The organism is Arthrobacter sp. BG3 (assembly GCF_056680185.1).
The window spans coordinates 753,087-770,507 of record NZ_CM155270.1 but is presented as its reverse complement, the minus strand read 5'-3'; the positions used below and the strand labels follow the sequence as shown (position 1 = coordinate 770,507).

The window sequence follows — 17,421 nt, the reverse complement described above, 5'->3', positions numbered from 1 at the left end:
CCGCAACGCGGGGTCACCTACGGCCCATCCCGGGGCTCCGGACGGGCCGTAGGTGACCCCGCGTTGGCTTCGGTGGGGCGGGATCAGCCGGTGGCGGCCGGCGGCAGCCCGTAGCGGTGCTCGGGCCGGCCGGTGGTGCCGTAGCGCAGCTGGATGTCGACGGCGCCGTCGTCGGCGAGCGCCGACAGGTACCGCTGGGCGGTGGCCCGGGAAACGCCGACGCGGGTGGCGACTTCGGCCGCCGAATACTGTTCGCCCGGTACCAGCGATTCCAGCACGGCGGCCTCGGTAGCGGACCGGGGCCTGGCCGAGGCAATGACATCCCCCGGGATCAGGGCGCGCTTGGCCCGTTCCACCGTGTCCTGGCTGACGTTCCCCGGCTGGGCCAGGATCCGCCGGTAGCGCACGTAGGAGCGCAGCAGCTGGGACAGCGATTCTGCCGTGAACGGCTTCAGGAGGTAGCCCAGCGCGCCGCGCCGGAACGCGAGCCGGAGCGAGGCCGTGTCCGAGGCGGCGCTGAGGATCATCGTGTCCACGTCCAGCTGGCGCAGCAGGTCCAGTCCGGAGGCATCCGGCAGGTAGACGTCCAGCAGCACCAGGTCCGGGCGCAGGCTGTGGATGGCCTGCAGGGCCTGCGACGCCGATCCGGCCGGAGGCAGGGCCAGGAACCCGGCCACTGAGTCCACATAGGCCGCATGCAGCTTGGCGACATGGAAATCATCATCGACAATCAACACCCTGAAGTCCTCAGACATCGTTGTCCCTTTCGTTGGGCGCCGTCTCATTGAGCGCTGTCGCATGGGGCGCCGTCGTCCCCGGCAGGGTTGCCATGAACACCGCGCCGGGACCGCCGGGGGAGCCGGGGTCCAGCACCCGCACGTCCCCGCCGCGGCGGCGCGCCAGCTGCCGGGCCAGCGCGAGGCCCAGGCCCTGGCCTGCGCCCGCCCGGGCCGGGCGTTCCGAGGTCGTGAATCCTTCCGCGAACACCGCATCGGCGCCGGCCTCGGCGTCCATGCCGGCGCCGTCCGCAGCAGCGGCCGGGAGGCCGTCGCCGGAGTCGCCGACGACGATGTGCAGCGTGCCGCCGCCCGGCCCGGTGCCGGGTCCGTCGAGCACCTCCACCTCGACCCAGCGGTCCGGCGCCGAGCCCGCGACGGCGGCGTTCACGGCATTGTCGATCAGGTTGCCCAGGACCGTGGTGACTTCCTGCGGTTCGGTGACCTGGCCCCGGACCAGGGTTTCCGGGCCGAGCCGCAGGCTCACGCCGCGTTCGTCCGCCTCCACGCCCTTGGCGCCGAGGAAGGCCTGCAGGTACGGGTCCTGGAGCAGCTCCGCCTGGTCCACGGGGAACTTCAGCGGCCCGGTGGCGGCCAGCCGGGCCAGGTACTCGCGGGCCTGCTGGTGCTGGCCGATGCTCATGAAGCCGGCAATGGTGTGCAGCTGGTTGGCGAATTCGTGCCGCTGGGCCCGGAGCGCCGTGGACATGGTGCCCACGGCGTCGAGCTGGCGGGTCAGGTGCTGGAGGTCGGTCCGGTCCCGGAGCATGACCACCCAGCCCAGGTCCTCGCGGCCGTGCAGGGCCTTGCGGGCGCTGGCCACCAGCACCCGGCCGCCGGCGACGAATTCCACGGCGTCACCTTCGGCGGCGTCGGCCCGGGTCAGGGCGAGCAGCTGGGCCGGAACCGGGGCATCGGCCCACGGGGTCCCGGTGAGGTCGGGCTGTCCCAGCAGGCGCCGGGCGGCGGCGTTGAAGACGCTGATCCGGCCGTCCGCGGCGACGCCGATCACGCCGTCGTCGACGCCCTGCAGGACCGCCACCTGGTCGTGGACCAGGGTGCTGATTTCCTCCGGTTCCAGCCCCAGCGTCAGCCGCTGGAGCCGGCGCCGGAGCAGGAAGGAGGCCAGAACGCCGACGAGCAGTGCCCCGGCGGCGGTCAGGGCGATCGGGACGATGTCCCGGGCCAGGCTCTGGCCGATGGTTTCGGTGGAGTAGCCCACGCTGACCTCGCCCACCACGGTGCCCGAGGCCGGGGCGAACACCGGAACCTTGGCCCCGGCGGAGGGGCCGAGGGTGCCGGTGTTCCGGGTGGTGACTTCCTTGCCGGCCAGTGCCTCGGACGGGTCAGTGCTGACCCGTTCGCCGAGCCGCTCGGCATCGGGGTGCGCGAGGCGCAAGCCGGTTTCGTCGGTGATCACCACGAACAGGGCGCCGGTGCGGGTGCGGGCACCCTCGGCGGCGGCCATCAGCGGCCCGCCGAGCAGTTCGGCGGCCGGGGGAGTGCCGGGCTGGGCGCTGATCTGCTGGACCTCCGCCCGCACCTGCGGGTCCGAGGCCACGGTCCGGGCCAGCGTCAGCGCCTGGTTCTCCGCCTCGCGGCCCAGCCGCTCCCAGGTGAGCCAGACGTGGACGGCGCTGGTCAGGAGCACCACCAGCGCCACGACCCCCAGCTGGAGCAGCAATGTCTGGGTGGAGAAGCGCAGGGGAGCCCGGCGGGTCAAGCGTGGCACGGCGGTCCTTCCAAGCGGGTGAGCAAAATGCGCAAAATGCGTCCAATAAGCAGTATGCCAATCAAATGAGGCAAAGGCCCAGCCGTGACGGACGCCACTCTAACGTCTGTTGTACGCATCACACCGGGGTGGTGCGATTCACTGAAGAAGGAGCCGGCCGTGCTGGTATTACTAGGATTCGCCATGATCGCGGTATTCATGGTGCTGATCATGACGAAGAAGCTGACGCCAGTCCTGGCGCTCATCATCGTCCCCACCGTTTTCGGACTTTTCGCCGGCGCAGGCCTCGGCATCGGCCCCATGGTCATGGACTCGATGAAGTCCATGACGTCCACCGCAGCCCTGCTGATGTTCGCGATCATCTACTTCGGCCTGATGATCGACGTCGGGCTCTTTGACCCGCTGGTCCGGTTCATCCTGCGCAAGCTCGGCAACGACCCCGCCAAGGTGGTCCTGGGCACGGCCATCCTCGCAGCGGCAGTGTCTCTCGACGGCGACGGCTCCACCACCTTCATCCTCACCACCGCGGCCATGCTGCCGGTCTATCTGCGCCTCAGGATGAGCCCCGTCGTGCTGACCTGTGTGGCGGGCCTCGCCAACGGCACCATGAACATCCTGCCGTGGGGCGGCCCCACCGCCCGTGCCGCAACCGCACTGAAGCTCGACGTCAACGATGTCTTCGTTCCGATGATCCCCTCGCTCATTGCCGGCCTTGTTGTGGTCTTCGTCTTCGCGTGGCTCCTGGGCCTGCAGGAACGCAACCGGCTCCGCGCCGTCGCCCCGGAAATCTGGGATACCGCCAACGCGTTCGACGGCGGCTCGCCCCTGGGCAGCTCCGGCCGCTTCGGTTTCGGCCGCAAGCCCTCCAGCCCTGCCGGGGGAACCCCCGCCGCCGGAAGCCCCTCAGCAGGCGGTTCCTCCGTGGCGGTCCTGGAACGCACCGAGGACCTCGTGGACGACCGCGATTCCGCCATGGCGGACACCGCACTGGACCCCAACCGCAAGACACTGCGTCCCAGGCTGTTCTGGTTCAACCTCGGCCTGACGGTGGCAGTCATGGTGACGCTCGTCGCCAACGTCATTCCGCTCCCGTACGTCTTTATGGTCGGCTCCGCCATCGCCCTGCTGGTCAACTTCCCGAAGGTCAAGGAACAGAGCGCCCAGCTGATCGCCCACGCACCGTCGATCGTTGCCGTCGTCAGCATGGTCATGGCCGCGGCAGTCCTGACCGGGGTCCTGAACGGCACCGGCATGGTCAAGGCCATGTCCGAGTGGCTCGTGGCGATCATCCCCGCCGACATGGGCCCGTTCATGGCGATCATCACCGGCGTGCTGAGCATCCCGATGACGTTCTTCATGAGCAACGACGCTTTCTACTTCGGCGCCCTGCCGGTCCTCAGCGAGACCGCGGCACACTACGGCGTCAGCGCCGCGGACATGGCCCGCGCCTCGATCACCGGCCAGCCGTTCCACCTGCAGAGCCCGCTGGTCCCGGCGATCCTGCTCCTGGTCTCGCTCGCCAAGGTGGAACTGGGCGACCACCACAAGAAGGTCCTCTGGCGCACCGCCGTCATCTCCCTGGTCATGCTCGCCGTCGGCGTCCTCACCGGAGCCATCGGCATCGGCTAACCCCCACCACCACCAGCAACGCGGGGTCACTTACCGCCCATTCCGGCCCTCCGGATGGGCCGTAGGTGACCCCGCGTTGTTTGGGGCGGGGGCGGACAGTAACAGCAGCCCAACCCACGTAGACTGGGACGGAAAATAATCCTTTACTTGCAGGGGAGATCCATGGCTGCGATCAACCGCGACGACGTCGCGCATCTCGCGCATCTCGCGCACATCGAGATGAGTGCTGAAGAGCTGGACAGGATGGCCGGCGAACTCGCCGTCATCGTCGATTCAGTGAAATCCGTCAGTGAAGCCGCCGGTGATGACGTCCCGGCCACGTCCCACCCCATCCCGCTGACGAACGTGTTCCGCGAGGACGTTGTGGGCCACACTTTCACCGCCGAGCAGGCACTTTCCGGCGCCCCCGACGCGTACGAAGGCCGCTTCAAGGTCCCGGCAATCCTGGATGAGGGCTAAGAACATGACTGAAAACAACGAACTGATCCGCTCCTCCGCCGCAGCGCTCGCCGGCAAGCTGGCCGCCCGCGAGGTCTCCGCCGTCGAGGTCACCCAGGCGCACCTGGACCGCATCGCCGCCGTCGACGGCAAGGTCCACGCCTTCCTGCACGTCAACACGGACGAGGCGCTCGCCGTAGCCGCCGAGGTGGACGCCATCCGCGCCGCCGGCGGCGCCGCAGCCGGGGAACTCCACGCCCTGGCCGGTGTGCCGATCGCCGTCAAGGACCTGATCGTCACGATCGGCCAGCCCACAACCGCCGGCTCGAAGATCCTCGAAGGCTGGCACAGCCCCTACGACGCCACCGTGGTCGAGCGCCTGCGCGCCGCGAAAATGCCGATCCTGGGCAAAACCAACCTGGACGAATTCGCGATGGGCTCCTCCACCGAGCACTCCGCGTACGGCCCCACCCACAACCCCTGGGACCTGGACCGGATCCCCGGCGGCTCCGGCGGCGGCTCCGCGGCCGCCGTCGCGGCCTTCGAGGCCCCGCTTGCCCTCGGCACCGACACCGGCGGCTCGATCCGCCAGCCCGGCGCCGTCACCGGCACCGTCGGCGTCAAGCCCACCTACGGCGGGGTCTCCCGTTACGGCGCGATCGCGATGGCCTCCTCGCTGGACCAGATCGGCCCGGTCTCGCGCACTGTGCTGGACTCCGCCCTGCTGCACCAGGTCATCGGCGGCCACGACCCGCGCGACTCCACGTCGCTGCAGGACCCGCTGGAGGACCTCGTCGCAGCCGCCTCGATCGGCAACGTGGCGGGCATGAAGATCGGCATCATCAAGGAGCTCCACGGCGAGGGCTACCAGGCCGGCGTCGAGAACCGCTTCAACGAATCCCTCGAGCTGCTCAGGGGCGCCGGTGCCGAAATCGTCGAGGTCTCCTGCCCCAACTTCAAGTACGCCCTGGGCGCCTACTACCTGATCATGCCCTCCGAGGCGTCCTCCAACCTCGCCAAGTTCGACGGCGTCCGGTACGGCCTGCGGGTCCTGCCCGAGGACGGCCCGATGACGATCGAGCGCGTCATGGGTGCCACCCGCGCCGCCGGCTTCGGCGACGAGGTCAAGCGCCGCATCATCCTGGGCACGTACGCGCTGAGCGCCGGCTATTACGATGCCTACTACGGCTCGGCCCAGAAGGTGCGCACCCTGATCCAGCGCGACTTCGACGCCGCGTTCGCGAAGGCCGACGTGCTGATCTCCCCGACGGCGCCCACCACGGCGTTCAAGCTCGGCGAGAAGCTCAACGACCCGCTGGCGATGTACCTCAACGACGTCGCCACCATCCCCGCCAACATGGCCGGCGTTCCCGGGCTCTCGCTGCCCGGCGGCCTGGCCGATGAGGACGGGCTGCCGGTCGGCGTCCAGCTGCTGGCTCCGGCCCGCCAGGACGCCCGGCTGTACCGCGTCGGTGCCGTGTTGGAGTCCCTGCTCGAGGCGCAGTGGGGCGGCCCGCTGCTGGACCGTGCTCCCTCCCTGACGGACCCCTCCCTGACGGACCCTTCACTGACGGGCTCCGCCCTTACTGACGCTGCCGCTTCGAGCCACGGAGGTTCCCACTAATGTCTGACGCAACCCTCAGCTTCGAAGAGGCGATGGAGAAGTACGATCCCGTACTGGGCTTCGAAGTCCACGTCGAGCTCAACACCAAGTCCAAGATGTTCTCCTCCGCCCCGAACGTCTTTGGCGACGAGCCCAACACCAACGTCAACGAGGTGGACCTCGGCATGCCCGGCGTGCTGCCCGTGGTGAACAAGACCGCGATCGAGTCCTCGATCAAGATCGGCCTGGCGCTCAACTGCAAGATCGCCGAGACCTGCCGCTTCGCCCGGAAGAACTACTTCTACCCGGACACCCCGAAGAACTTCCAGACCTCCCAGTACGACGAGCCCATCGCGTACGACGGCTACCTGGACATCGAGCTCTCCGACGGCACGATCTTCCGCGTCGAAATCGAGCGCGCGCACATGGAGGAGGACGCCGGCAAGCTGACCCACATGGGCGGTGCCACCGGCCGCATCCAGGGCGCGGACTACTCCCTTGTGGACTACAACCGCTCCGGTGTGCCGCTCGTCGAGATCGTCACCAAGCCGATCGAGGGCGCGGGCAGCCGTGCCCCCGAGCTCGCCAAGGCCTACGTCGCCGCGGTCCGGGAAATCGTCAAGAACCTCGGCGTCTCGGACGCGAAGATGGAACGCGGCAACGTGCGCTGCGACGCCAACGTCTCGCTCCGCCCGCACGGCCGGGAACGCTTCGGCATCCGCTCCGAGACCAAGAACGTCAACTCGCTGCGCGCCGTCGAACACGCCGTCCGCTACGAGATCCAGCGGCACGCCGCCGTGCTGGACTCCGGCGAGCCGATCGTCCAGGAAACCCGCCACTGGCACGAGGACACCCGCACCACGACCTCGGGCCGGCCCAAGTCCGACGCCGACGACTACCGCTACTTCCCGGAGCCGGACCTGGTGCCGATCGTGGCATCGCGCGAGTGGGTTGAGGAGCTCCGGGCCACGCTGCCCGAGCCGCCCGCCGCCCGCCGCAAGCGGCTGAAGGCCGACTGGGGCTACTCCGACCTGGAGTTCCGCGACGTCGTCAACGCCGGTGTGATGGATGAGATCGAGGAAACCATCGCCGCCGGCGCCACCGCGACGGTGGCGCGCAAGTGGTGGATGGGCGAGATCGTCGGCCGGGCCAAGAACGCCGACGTCGACCCCGGCCAGCTCGGCGTCGCACCGGCCACCATCGTGGAACTGAACAAAATGGTCGAGGACGGCAAGATCAACAACAAGATGGCCACCGAGGTCCTCGACGGCGTGCTCGCCGGCGAAGGCACCCCGGCGGAAATCGTGGCGAAGCGCGGCCTCGCCGTGGTTTCCGACGACGGGCCGCTGCTCGAAGCCATCGACGCGGCCCTCGCCGCGCAGCCCGGTGTCGCGGACAAGATCCGCGGCGGCAAGCTCCAGGCGATCGGTGCGATCGTGGGCAGCGTTATGAAGGCCACCCGGGGCCAGGCCGACGCCGGCCGCGTCAAGGAGCTGATCCTGGAGCGCCTCGGCGTCGAAGGCTGACACCCCGTCCTGCCCAACTGGCTCGCAGTTGTGGACGTTTTGAGCTCTCAAAACGTCCACAACTGCGAGCTGCTTGGGTTAACGCCGGAGATGTTCAGCCGGCCGTTCCGGCCCTATGCTGGTGCCCAAGGTTCCGGTGACAGGCCGGGGCAGGGGGAAGGGCGGACCAATGGCGGTTCCACAGCGCAACGGATGGCGAAGAGTCGTATTGGCGGGCGGAATCGCCGTCGCCCTCAGCGGGGCCGGGGCGGCGGCAGTCTGGGCCGGCGCCGCACCGTCAGCAACCCCGCTGGCCAGCCCCACGACTTCGGCGGCCGCGCCACCCGGTAGTCCGCCCGCCGAAGGGCAGGCCCAGCAGAAAAAACGTGCCGTGCCACTGCATGGCGAAAGCGTGGTCAAAAAAGACGACGGCGGATTCGAGACCCGGCTGACACAGCAGGGGGCCGTCGAGGCCGTCAGCAGTGCGTCGATCACCGTCAAGAGCGAGGACGGCTTCAGCCAGACCTACGCCCTCAACGCCGGAACAAAAATCACGAAACTGCCACCTCCTGCCGCAGACGGCACGATTCAGAAGGACAGCGCGGGCAAGCGGCTCAAGCCCGCCGCAGCCACCGCAGCGGACCTCACGACCGGCGAACAGGTGCGGATCACAGGCGTCAAGGACGGGTCCGGCATCACTGCAACGCACATTGTTGCCGGAGCCCCGGGCGTTCCGGGGCCGGGCAACGGAGTGGGCAGGGGACTGGGCAACGGACTGGGCAACGGGGTGGGCAAGCACCCCGGAAACGGGCACTGGAAAGACCAGGCCGCGGGCCAGGCCCCGTAGGGCTGCCTCCCGGGAGTCGGGCCGTTGATCGTCTGCACGATCGCGGGACACACCCCGGGGCCGGTCAGGTGACCAGCCCGGTCATGATGGTCTGCAGCGCATCGCAGACCATCATGACCGATTTGCGCTTCAGGTTCTCCGGCCGGGCCAGGACGTCGATCCGGCGCCGGGTACTGATCCCCTCCAGCGGCCGCAGCACAATGCCCGGGTTCAGCACCGGCCGTGCCGTGTACCGGGGCAGCAGCCCGATCACGCCGCCCGTCGCCACCAGCGCCGCCACCGTGGAGTAATCGTTGATCCGGTGGACGATGTTCAGTTCCCGGCTGGAGACGGCCGCGACGGCGGACAGGACATCCGCGGGGGAGTAGCCGGCGTGGCTGGTGACCCAGGGTTCGCCGACGACGTCGTCCGCCGATACCGACCGCTGGCCGGCCAGCCGGTGCCCGGCCGGCAGTGCGACATCCAGCGGCTCGTGCGCGAGCGGAATCACCGCGACGCGCTCCTGCGGCCAGCGCGGGCTGTGGTCCATCCGGTGCGCCAGCACCAGGTCATACCGGGCCGTCAGCGCCGGGAAGTCCTGCTGGGCCACGTCCTCGTCGGAGAGCAGGATCCGCGGCTGCCCCGGCCCGGCCAGCAGCCGGGCGAGCGGGGCGAACAGCGCTTGCCCCGCACTGTGGAAACCGCTGAGGGTCACCGGCGCCACCGGGGAGCCGTGGTACGCGCCGATCGCCGTCCGGGCGTCCGCCATGGCGCTGACGACGGCGGCCCCGGCATCCGCGAGCACCTGCCCGGCCTCGGTCAGGACCAGGTTCCGGCCCTCCTTGCGGGTCAGCGGCACCTCCACGGATTTCTGCAGGGCCGCCAGCTGCTGCGAGACCGCCGAGGGCGTGACGAGCAGGGTTTCGGCGACGGCCTTGACGCTCCCGAGCGCCCCGAGTTCGCGGAGCATCTCCAGCTGGTGGATTTCCATGCCGCCCAGTATATGCGCAAGCAAAATCTAAATCGTCGATTGAGAAAAGTCCGGTTGTGCTAATGCGTTGCAGCGGCTCTAATGGGGGTGAGTTGTCCCACACAAGTCCCACACAAGCTGCCCGACGGCAGCGGATCAAAACGTGTACTAAGCAGAAAACAGTTAGGAACGCCCATGAAGGCTCTGTACAAAGCCGGCGCCCACGCAGGATTTGAACTTCTCGACCGCCCCGAACCGGAGACCGGCCCCGGCGACGTGAAGATCCGTGTCATGACCACCGGCATCTGCGGCACCGACCTGCACATCCAGTCGTGGGACGCCTGGGCGCAGAGCATCATCAACGCCCCCCTGATTGCCGGCCACGAGTTCTACGGCGAAGTCGTCGAGACCGGCGAGGATGTCCTGGACGTGTTGGTCGGGGACCGCGTCTCCGGCGAAGGCCACATCGTCTGCGGCATCTGCCGCAACTGCCGTGCCGGCCGCAAGCAGATGTGCATCAACACCGTCAGCGTCGGCGTCCAGCGCGACGGAGCCTTCGCCGAGTTCGTCGTGATCCCCGAGACCAACGTCTGGGTGCACCAGGACCCCTCGGTCACGCCGGAACTAGGCGCCATCTTCGACCCCTTCGGCAACGCGGTCCACACCGCGCTCAGCTTCCCCCTCGTCGGTGAGGACGTGCTGATCACCGGGGCCGGGCCCATCGGGCTGATGGCCATCGCCGTCGCCCGCCACGCCGGCGCCCGCAAGATCGCCATCACGGACATCTCCGCCCCGCGGCTGGAACTGGCCCGCACCCTCGGCGTGGACCTCGCGATCGACGTCTCGAAGATGCGAGTCAAGGACGCCCAGCGCGAACTGGGCATGCGCGAGGGGTTCGACATCGGGATGGAAATGTCGGGACACCCCACGGCCCTGCCTGAGATGATCGACAACATGAACCACGGCGGCCGGATCGCGATGCTGGGACTGCCCAGCCAGTCCATCGACATCGACTGGGGCAAAGTGGTCACGCATATGCTGACCATGAAGGGCATCTACGGCCGCGAAATGTTCGAGACCTGGTACGCCATGAGCGCCATGCTGTCCTCCAACCCGGTCCTGCGCGCCAACATCTCCGCCGTCGTGACGGACACCCTCCCCGCCACCGACTGGGAAAAGGGCTTCGAGATCGCCCGCGCCGGCGTGGGCGGCAAGGTCGTCCTCGACTGGACCTGCTTCTAACCCGCCACCGATTCGGCCCACCGACCCCACCAGCTGAGGAGCACAACCCATGTATTCAGCCATCAAGGACCAGCTGCAGCACGAACTGGACGAGATCCGCAGCGCCGGCCTGTTCAAGACCGAGCGGCACATCGACTCGCCCCAGGCCAGCCACATCAAGGCCGGGCAGATCGGCGAGTCCAGCGCCGACGTGCTGAACTTCTGCGCCAACAACTACCTGGGCCTTGCGGACCACCCGGAGATCATCGCCGCCGCCAAGGCAGCCATGGACGCCCGCGGTTTCGGCATGGCCAGCGTCCGGTTCATCTGCGGCACCCAGGACCTGCACCTGGCCCTCGAGGAACGCGTCTCGAAGTTCCTCGGCACCGAGGACACCATCCTGTTCTCCAGCTGCTTCGACGCCAACGGCGGCGTGTTCGAGTCGCTCTTCGGCCCCGAAGACGCCGTCATCTCCGACGCGCTGAACCACGCCTCGATCATCGACGGCATCCGGCTCTGCAAGGCCCAGCGCTTCCGCTACGCCAACCAGGACATGGCGGACCTCGAATCGAAGCTGATCGAGGCCACCACGCAGGAGAATCCGGCCCGCCGCAAGATCATCGTCACGGACGGGGTCTTCTCGATGGACGGCTTCCTCGCCCCGCTGGAAGCGATCTGCGACCTCGCGGAAAAGTACGACGCCATGGTCATGGTGGACGACTCCCACGCCGTCGGCTTTATGGGCGCCAGCGGTGCCGGCACCCCGGAGCACGCCGGCGTCTCGGACCGGGTGGACATCTACACCGGCACCTTCGGCAAGGCGCTGGGCGGTGCCTCCGGCGGCTACGTCTCCGGCCGCCGCGAAGTGGTCGCCATGCTCCGCCAGAAGGCCCGCCCGTACCTCTTCTCCAACTCGCTGGCCCCGGCCATCGTGGCGGCGACGCTCACGGCCCTGGACCTCGTGGAGAACTCCGGCGAACTGCGCAGCAAGCTGTTCGCCAACGCCGGGCTGTTCCGAAGCCGGATGTCCGAGGAAGGCTTCGAGCTGCTCCCGGGCGAGCACGCGATCGTCCCGGTCATGTTCGGCGACGCCGTGATGGCCGCCAAGGTGGCGGATGCGATGCTGCACAACGGCGTCTTCGTCACCGCGTTCAGCTACCCCGTGGTGCCCAAGGGCGCGGCCCGGATCCGCGTGCAGCTCTCCGCCGCGCACAGCGCCGAAGATGTCGAGGCGTGCGTGCAGGCCTTCGTGCGCAGCCGCGCCGCCGTCGCCGGCTGAGCGGAGCTTTACCGGCCGGGCAGATCCAAGGTTGCGGCGCCACAAACGGCGCCGCAACCGTTCCGTCTGCAAGGATGGGACCATGTCAGCTAATTACGATGTCGTGATTGTCGGCGGCGGTATCGCCGGCCTGTCCCTTGCCTCAGCCCTTGCCGGGAAATGCAGCGTCGCGCTGGTGGAAGCCGAGCAGACGCTGGCCTACCACACCTCGGCGCGCTCGGCCCGGCAGCTGATCCCCAGCTACGGGCCTCCCGCGGTCCAGGAGCTCACGCTCCGGACCCTCGAACTTATCGCCGCCCAGGACGCCAACCGGCCGGAACCGGTACTCTCACCGCGCAGCTTCATGCTGATCGGGGACGACGCCGCCGTGCGGGAGCAGGCCAGCGGCCACATGCGTCCGATCACGCACGCCGAGGCACTGGAACTCTGCCCGGCCCTGCTCCCGGACTCCTTCTCCGCCGCCGGGCTGGACACCGGCTCCTTCGCCTGCAACGCGCCCCTGCTGCTCGAGGAGCACCGCCGGATCGCGGAAGCCGGCGGTGTGGACATCATCACCGGCGCGAGGGTCCACTCGGCCCAGCGCCTCGGCTCCGGCTGGGAACTGGGCGCCGGGCAGGAAGGCTTCCAGGCCGCCGTCGTGGTCAACGCCGCCGGCGCCTGGGCCGACGAACTTGCCGTGCTCAGCGGCGTCGAGAAGGTCCAGCTGCAGCCCTACCGGCGCACCGCGGCGATTGTCGACGTCGAGCACCCCCTCCCGGAAAGCAGCCCCATGGTCGCCGCCGCCGACGACTCGTTCTACTTCCGGCGCGACGGCGGCCAGGTCCTGATCTCGCCCTCGGAACACGAGCCGAGCGGGCCCGAGGACGCGCAGCCGCACCCCGGGGACATCGAGGCACTCATCATTCGGCTCAACAACCTCACCGCCCTCGGCATCCGCGGCGTCCGCCAGGCCTGGACCGGCCTGCGGACGGAAGCGGCCGACGGAGTGCCGGTGGTGGGGTTCGACGCCGAGGCCCCCGGATTCTTCTGGCTCGCCGGACAGGGCGGCTACGGCTTCCAGACCTCCTCCGGGATCGCCGAACTCGCCGCCGGGCTCATCCTTGCCGGCCACGGAACCGCGGCGGCTGCGGCCGCCGGTCCGGCATCCCGGACAGCGGAGGCGCTGGCGGCGACGCGCTGGTCCATCCGGCGCTGAAGAATGGACCCATGAGCACCCTGATAACCAACATCGCCGAGCTGATGACCCAGGACACCGAACACCGCATCCTGAAGAACGCGGCCGTGCTTCTCGAGGGCGAACGGATCGCCTGGCTCGGGCCCGCGGCGGACGCGCCGGCCGCCGACGAGTCAATCGACGCCGGCGGCAGGGCCCTGCTGCCCGGCTGGGTCGATTCCCACACCCACCTCATCTTCGCCGGGGACCGGACGGCCGAGTTCGAGGCCCGGATGGCGGGGGAGAGCTACAGTGCCGGCGGGATCGCCGTGACCACCGGCGCCACCCGGAGCACCAGCGATTTCGACCTCACCCGGCTCGCCATGGGCCGGGTGGCCGAGGCCGTCTCGCAGGGCACCACCTATCTTGAGACCAAGACCGGCTACGGACTGGACGTCGAAAACGAGGCCCGCAGCGCCCGGATCGCCTCCACCGTGGTGGACGAGGTCACCTACCTCGGCGCCCACCTGGTCCCGGCCGGGATGGACGCCGAGGAGTACACGGAGCTGGTCTGCGGCCCCATGCTCTCCGCCGTCCGGCCGTTCGTGCGCTGGGCCGACGTCTTCTGCGAGCGGGGCGCCTTCGACGAGGCCCAGTCCCGGCGCGTGCTCCAGGCCTGCCGGGACGCCGGACTGGGGCTGCGCGTGCACGGCAACCAGCTGGGCGTTGGGCCCGGGGTGCGGCTCGCAGTGGAATTCGGCGCGGCCAGCGTGGACCACGTGAACTACCTGTCCGCCGCCGACGTCGACGCCCTCGCCGCCAGCTGGTCCGGCTGGGACGGCTGTGACGGCGACACAGGAACTGCTCGCGGCACGGTGGCGACCTGCCTGCCGGCCTGCGACCTGTCCACCCGCCAGCCGCTGGCACCGGGCCGGGAACTGCTCGACGCGGGCGTGCAGCTCGCGCTGGCCTCCAACTGCAACCCCGGCACCTCCTACACCAGCTCGATGGCGTTCTGCGTCACCACCGCCGTGCTCCAGATGCGCCTCAGCGTCCACGAGGCCGTGCGTGCCGCGACGTACGGCGGCGCGCTGGCCCTCGGCCGGGAGTCCGGCAAGGACGCCGACGGCGAACGCGCCGTCGGCTCGATCGCCGTCGGCCACCGCGCGGACCTGCACCTGCTGAACGCCCCCTCGGCCACGCACCTTGCCTACCGGCCCGGGATTCCGTTGACCCACGCCGTCTGGCGGGCGGGCGTCCGCGCCCGCTGACCCTATCTTTCGCCGTTTTTAGCCAGGAGGCAACCATGGCCAGGCTGTTGGAGGAACTGGGCATCGCCCTGGACCAGCTGCGGGCCCAGCGCCAGGGGCCAGCCGGCCTGGCCCGGCGCCGCGAAGCCCGGCTGGCCGCGATCGTCGCGCACGCCCGGACCAGCTCGCCGTTCTACCGGCACCGCTACCGGGACGTGGCGCCCCCTCGGCCTTCCGGCGGCGTCGTCCTGGCGGAGCTGCCGCCGGTCACTAAGCAGGAGCTCATGGCCAACTTCGATGACTGGGTCACCGATCCCGCCGTCACCCGGGCCGGCGTCGAGGCCTTCATCGCCGATCCGTCCCTGGCCGGAACGCCGTTCCTGGGCCGGTATTTCGTCTGCACCACGTCGGGGACCACCGGGCGTCCCGGTATCTTCGTGCACGATCCCCATTCCCTTGCCGTCTCCCAGTCCTTCATTCTCCGCATCGACCTGGCCTGGCTCTCGCCCGCCGGCCTTCTGGCCATGGCCCGCCGCGGCGTGCGCTGGGCGGCCGTTGTGGGCACCGGCGGACATTTCGCGGGGGCGGGCTGGGTGCAGTGGCAGCGCCGGCGCAGTTGGTGGCGCCGGCGTGCATTCCAGGCGTTTCCGGTGCAACAGAAGCTGGCGCGGCTCGTGGCAGCCCTCAACGACTACGACCCGTCGGCCATCACCGGTTACCCGAGTGCCCTCGCGCTGCTCGCCGGGGAACAAATGGCCGGCCGGCTGCACCTGAGGCCCGTGGTGGTGGAGCTGGCCGGTGAGTCCAGTGGTCCCCAGGAGCGGGCCCGGATCGCGGAGGCGTTCGGGGGTGCCGTTCACGACGCCTATGCGGCCTCAGAGTTCACACCGCTGGCGTACGACTGCGCCCGCGGCTGGCTGCACGTCAACAGCGACTGGGCCATCCTGGAACCGGTCGAGGCAGACTACGGCCCCACGCTAGCGGGGGAGTACTCCCACACGGTGCTGCTGACCAACCTCGCCAACCGGGTCCAGCCCATCATCCGCTACGATCTCGGCGACTCCGTGCTGGCGAAGTCCGGCCCGTGCGAATGCGGCAACCCGCTGCCGGCCATCCGGGTCGCCGGCCGCCGCGACGACGTCCTCCGGCTCTTGGCCGCCGACGGAACCACGGTGCGCATCCTCCCGCTCGCCATCGGATCTGTCCTCGACGAAACTCCTGGACTGCACCGCAGCCAGCTGGTCCAGACGGCCCCGGAGTCCCTCCGGCTCCGGCTCGAGCCGGAACCCGGCGCCGACGCCGGCGCGGTGTGGCTCACCGTCTCCGCGAAGCTGTCGGAGTACCTCGCCGGGCTGGAACTGGGGAACGTCGGCGTCGTGCGCGCGGAAGAGCCGCCGGAACAGAGCGGCCAGAGCGGGAAGTTCCGGCAGGTGATCGCCCGCCTGCCGGAATGACGTGCGGGACGCTAGAAGAACATCGGCGGGGCGTCCAGCACTGTCTCATCGACCCGCCGGTCCTCCCACTGGCTGAAGGGCTTGTCCAGCTCGTATTTGCCCTCATCGGTGCGGTACAGGGTGCGGACCTCGGCATTGTCCGGGTTGTTGAGGGACTCGAAGTACTCCACCGACCAGTGGAACCAGCGCATGCAGAACAGCCGCATGGTGAGCCCGTGGGTGACGAAGAGGGCGTTCGGGGCGTAGCTCGGCTTGGACCAGTGGCGGTGCAGCGTCTCCATGAAGGAGGAAATCCGGTCGTACACATCGGAGCCGGACTCGCCTTCCCGGAAGCGGTAGAAGAAGTGGCCGTAGGCGTTCCGGAGTTCCTTCTGGTCCTCGATCTCGCCGGCGATCTGGAAGTTGGCCCAGTCCTGCTCCCGCAGCCGCGGCTCCTCAATCACCCGCTCGATCAGCGGACCGAGTTTGAGCGCCTCAAGGGTCTGGTAGGCACGCAGATAGGGGGAGACGTACACGCAGACTTGGCGCCCGTCCAGCAGCCGCCGGACCTCCTCGCCGGCCGCCCGGGCCTGTTCCACGCCGCGTTCAGTCAGCGGGATCCGGTAATCGGGCACCCGGTTGTAGATCGAGGTGTCGGCGTTGGCGGCGGACTGGCCGTGCCGGATCATGATGATTTTCCCGGGCGCACTCATAAACCCCAAGCATAGGCGGCAACGCCGGTAAGGCAGGGCAAGCCGGGACCGGGCAAGATAGGAACATGCTGGTTCCCTCCCGCCGTCGCCTGCGGCTAGAAGTCTGGATAGTCCTGGGCCTGTCCCTGGGGCAGTCCGCCGTGTATTCGGTCGTTCAGTTGCTCGACAAGCTGACCCGGGCGCCACTGTCCGAGGCCACCTCCACGCTGAACCGTTCGCAAAGCACCCGCGAATACTTTGACCTCACCTACCAGTTGCTGGACATCTTCTTCGCGCTGGTGCCGGTGGTCCTGGCGCTCTATTTCCTGACCGACCACCTGACGCCGGGCCCTGCCGGCCGCGGCAGCCATGGCGCCACGGCATTCCAGAAACTGGGGCTCAATTTTGCGCGGCCCGGCAGGGACCTGCTGCAGGGCTTCGGCCTGGCGGCGCTGATCGGCATCCCGTCGCTGGGCCTCTACGCCGCCGGGCGAGCCCTTGGCATCACGACGTCGATCATCCCCAGCGCGCTGGACGCCTACTGGTGGACGGTGCCCGTGCTGATCCTCTCCGCGGTCCGGCACGGGGTCGTGGAGGAAGTGATCGTGGTGGGATACCTGCTGGACCGGCTCCCCAAGCTCGGCTGGAGCCTGCCGCTGGCGATCTTCGCCAGTTCGATGCTGCGCGGCAGCTACCACCTTTACCAGGGCTTCGGGCCGTTCATCGGCAACGCCATCATGGGCGTGATTTTCGCGCTGGTCTACACCAGGACCCGGCGCCTCATGCCGCTGGTGATCGCCCATGCCGTGCTCGACACCGTGGCGTTCGTCGGCTTCAGCCTCTTCGGCAAGGCCATCGGCCTGGGCTGACCCAGCCCAAACGACCAACCCCCAAGTCCCAAGCCCCACCCACCA

15 protein-coding genes are annotated in these 17,421 nt (G+C 69.2%); 11 read left to right on the top strand and 4 right to left on the bottom strand.

Annotated features, from left to right (window positions below; all coding sequences use genetic code 11):
• Positions 1–83: 83 nt before the first annotated feature.
• Entirely contained in the window at positions 84–755 is a 672-nt protein-coding gene (locus AC1MFL_RS03505; protein ID WP_479813482.1) for a response regulator, read from the bottom strand.
• Positions 748–2,508 carry a sensor histidine kinase gene (locus AC1MFL_RS03500; protein WP_479813481.1) on the bottom strand — a complete coding sequence of 587 codons (1,761 nt, stop codon included), beginning with the start codon at positions 2,506–2,508 and terminating at the stop codon, positions 748–750. The genes AC1MFL_RS03505 and AC1MFL_RS03500 overlap by 8 nt, the downstream gene beginning before the upstream one ends.
• Before the next feature lie 159 nt (positions 2,509–2,667).
• Here AC1MFL_RS03500 and AC1MFL_RS03495 point away from each other — a divergent pair, with 159 nt between their 5' ends.
• From AC1MFL_RS03495 to AC1MFL_RS03475, 5 genes are all read left to right on the top strand, one after another.
• Positions 2,668–4,137 carry a CitMHS family transporter gene (locus tag AC1MFL_RS03495; RefSeq protein WP_479813480.1) on the top strand — a complete coding sequence of 490 codons (1,470 nt, stop codon included), beginning with the start codon at positions 2,668–2,670 and terminating at the stop codon, positions 4,135–4,137.
• 162 nt (positions 4,138–4,299) lie between these two features.
• Positions 4,300–4,596, top strand: a complete 297-nt coding sequence (gene gatC / locus AC1MFL_RS03490; RefSeq protein WP_226761403.1) for an Asp-tRNA(Asn)/Glu-tRNA(Gln) amidotransferase subunit GatC — start codon at positions 4,300–4,302, stop codon at positions 4,594–4,596.
• A 4-nt stretch (positions 4,597–4,600) separates the two neighbouring features.
• Positions 4,601–6,199: an Asp-tRNA(Asn)/Glu-tRNA(Gln) amidotransferase subunit GatA gene (gene gatA / locus AC1MFL_RS03485; RefSeq protein WP_479813479.1), complete on the top strand. Its 1,599-nt coding sequence runs from the start codon at positions 4,601–4,603 to the stop codon at positions 6,197–6,199.
• On the top strand, positions 6,199–7,704 hold the full coding sequence (gene gatB / locus AC1MFL_RS03480; protein WP_479813478.1) for an Asp-tRNA(Asn)/Glu-tRNA(Gln) amidotransferase subunit GatB: 1,506 nt from the start codon (positions 6,199–6,201) through the stop codon (positions 7,702–7,704). The genes gatA and gatB overlap by 1 nt, the downstream gene beginning before the upstream one ends.
• A gap of 169 nt (positions 7,705–7,873) precedes the next feature.
• Complete coding sequence (locus AC1MFL_RS03475) at positions 7,874–8,530, top strand: hypothetical protein (protein ID WP_479813477.1); 657 nt, start codon at positions 7,874–7,876, stop codon at positions 8,528–8,530.
• 64 nt (positions 8,531–8,594) lie between these two features.
• On the opposite strand, the gene AC1MFL_RS03470 is transcribed toward AC1MFL_RS03475, so the two are convergent.
• Positions 8,595–9,500, bottom strand: a complete 906-nt coding sequence (locus AC1MFL_RS03470) for a LysR family transcriptional regulator (protein WP_479813476.1) — start codon at positions 9,498–9,500, stop codon at positions 8,595–8,597.
• 174 nt (positions 9,501–9,674) lie between these two features.
• Between AC1MFL_RS03470 and tdh the strand changes: the two genes are divergently transcribed.
• The 5 genes from tdh (at position 9,675) to AC1MFL_RS03445 (ending at position 15,836) form a co-directional block, all read left to right on the top strand.
• Positions 9,675–10,721, top strand: a complete 1,047-nt coding sequence (gene tdh / locus AC1MFL_RS03465) for an L-threonine 3-dehydrogenase (protein ID WP_479813475.1) — start codon at positions 9,675–9,677, stop codon at positions 10,719–10,721.
• Positions 10,722–10,770: 49 nt separating this feature from the next.
• Complete coding sequence (locus AC1MFL_RS03460; RefSeq protein WP_479813474.1) at positions 10,771–11,979, top strand: glycine C-acetyltransferase; 1,209 nt, start codon at positions 10,771–10,773, stop codon at positions 11,977–11,979.
• Positions 11,980–12,061: 82 nt separating this feature from the next.
• Positions 12,062–13,174 carry an NAD(P)/FAD-dependent oxidoreductase gene (locus tag AC1MFL_RS03455; protein WP_479813473.1) on the top strand — a complete coding sequence of 371 codons (1,113 nt, stop codon included), beginning with the start codon at positions 12,062–12,064 and terminating at the stop codon, positions 13,172–13,174.
• 11 nt (positions 13,175–13,185) lie between these two features.
• The gene (locus AC1MFL_RS03450; protein ID WP_479813472.1) at positions 13,186–14,403 is read left to right on the top strand and encodes an amidohydrolase family protein; all 1,218 of its coding nucleotides are present in this window, start codon (positions 13,186–13,188) and stop codon (positions 14,401–14,403) included.
• Between the two features lie 35 nt (positions 14,404–14,438).
• On the top strand, positions 14,439–15,836 hold the full coding sequence (locus AC1MFL_RS03445; protein ID WP_479813471.1) for a phenylacetate--CoA ligase family protein: 1,398 nt from the start codon (positions 14,439–14,441) through the stop codon (positions 15,834–15,836).
• Positions 15,837–15,847: 11 nt separating this feature from the next.
• Here the strand turns inward: AC1MFL_RS03445 and AC1MFL_RS03440 are convergent, their stop codons facing one another.
• On the bottom strand, positions 15,848–16,528 hold the full coding sequence (locus tag AC1MFL_RS03440) for a histidine phosphatase family protein (protein ID WP_479813470.1): 681 nt from the start codon (positions 16,526–16,528) through the stop codon (positions 15,848–15,850).
• 65 nt (positions 16,529–16,593) lie between these two features.
• On the opposite strand from AC1MFL_RS03440, the gene AC1MFL_RS03435 reads away from it, so the two are divergent.
• On the top strand, positions 16,594–17,376 hold the full coding sequence (locus AC1MFL_RS03435; RefSeq protein WP_479813469.1) for a CPBP family intramembrane glutamic endopeptidase: 783 nt from the start codon (positions 16,594–16,596) through the stop codon (positions 17,374–17,376).
• Positions 17,377–17,421: the final 45 nt, after the last annotated feature.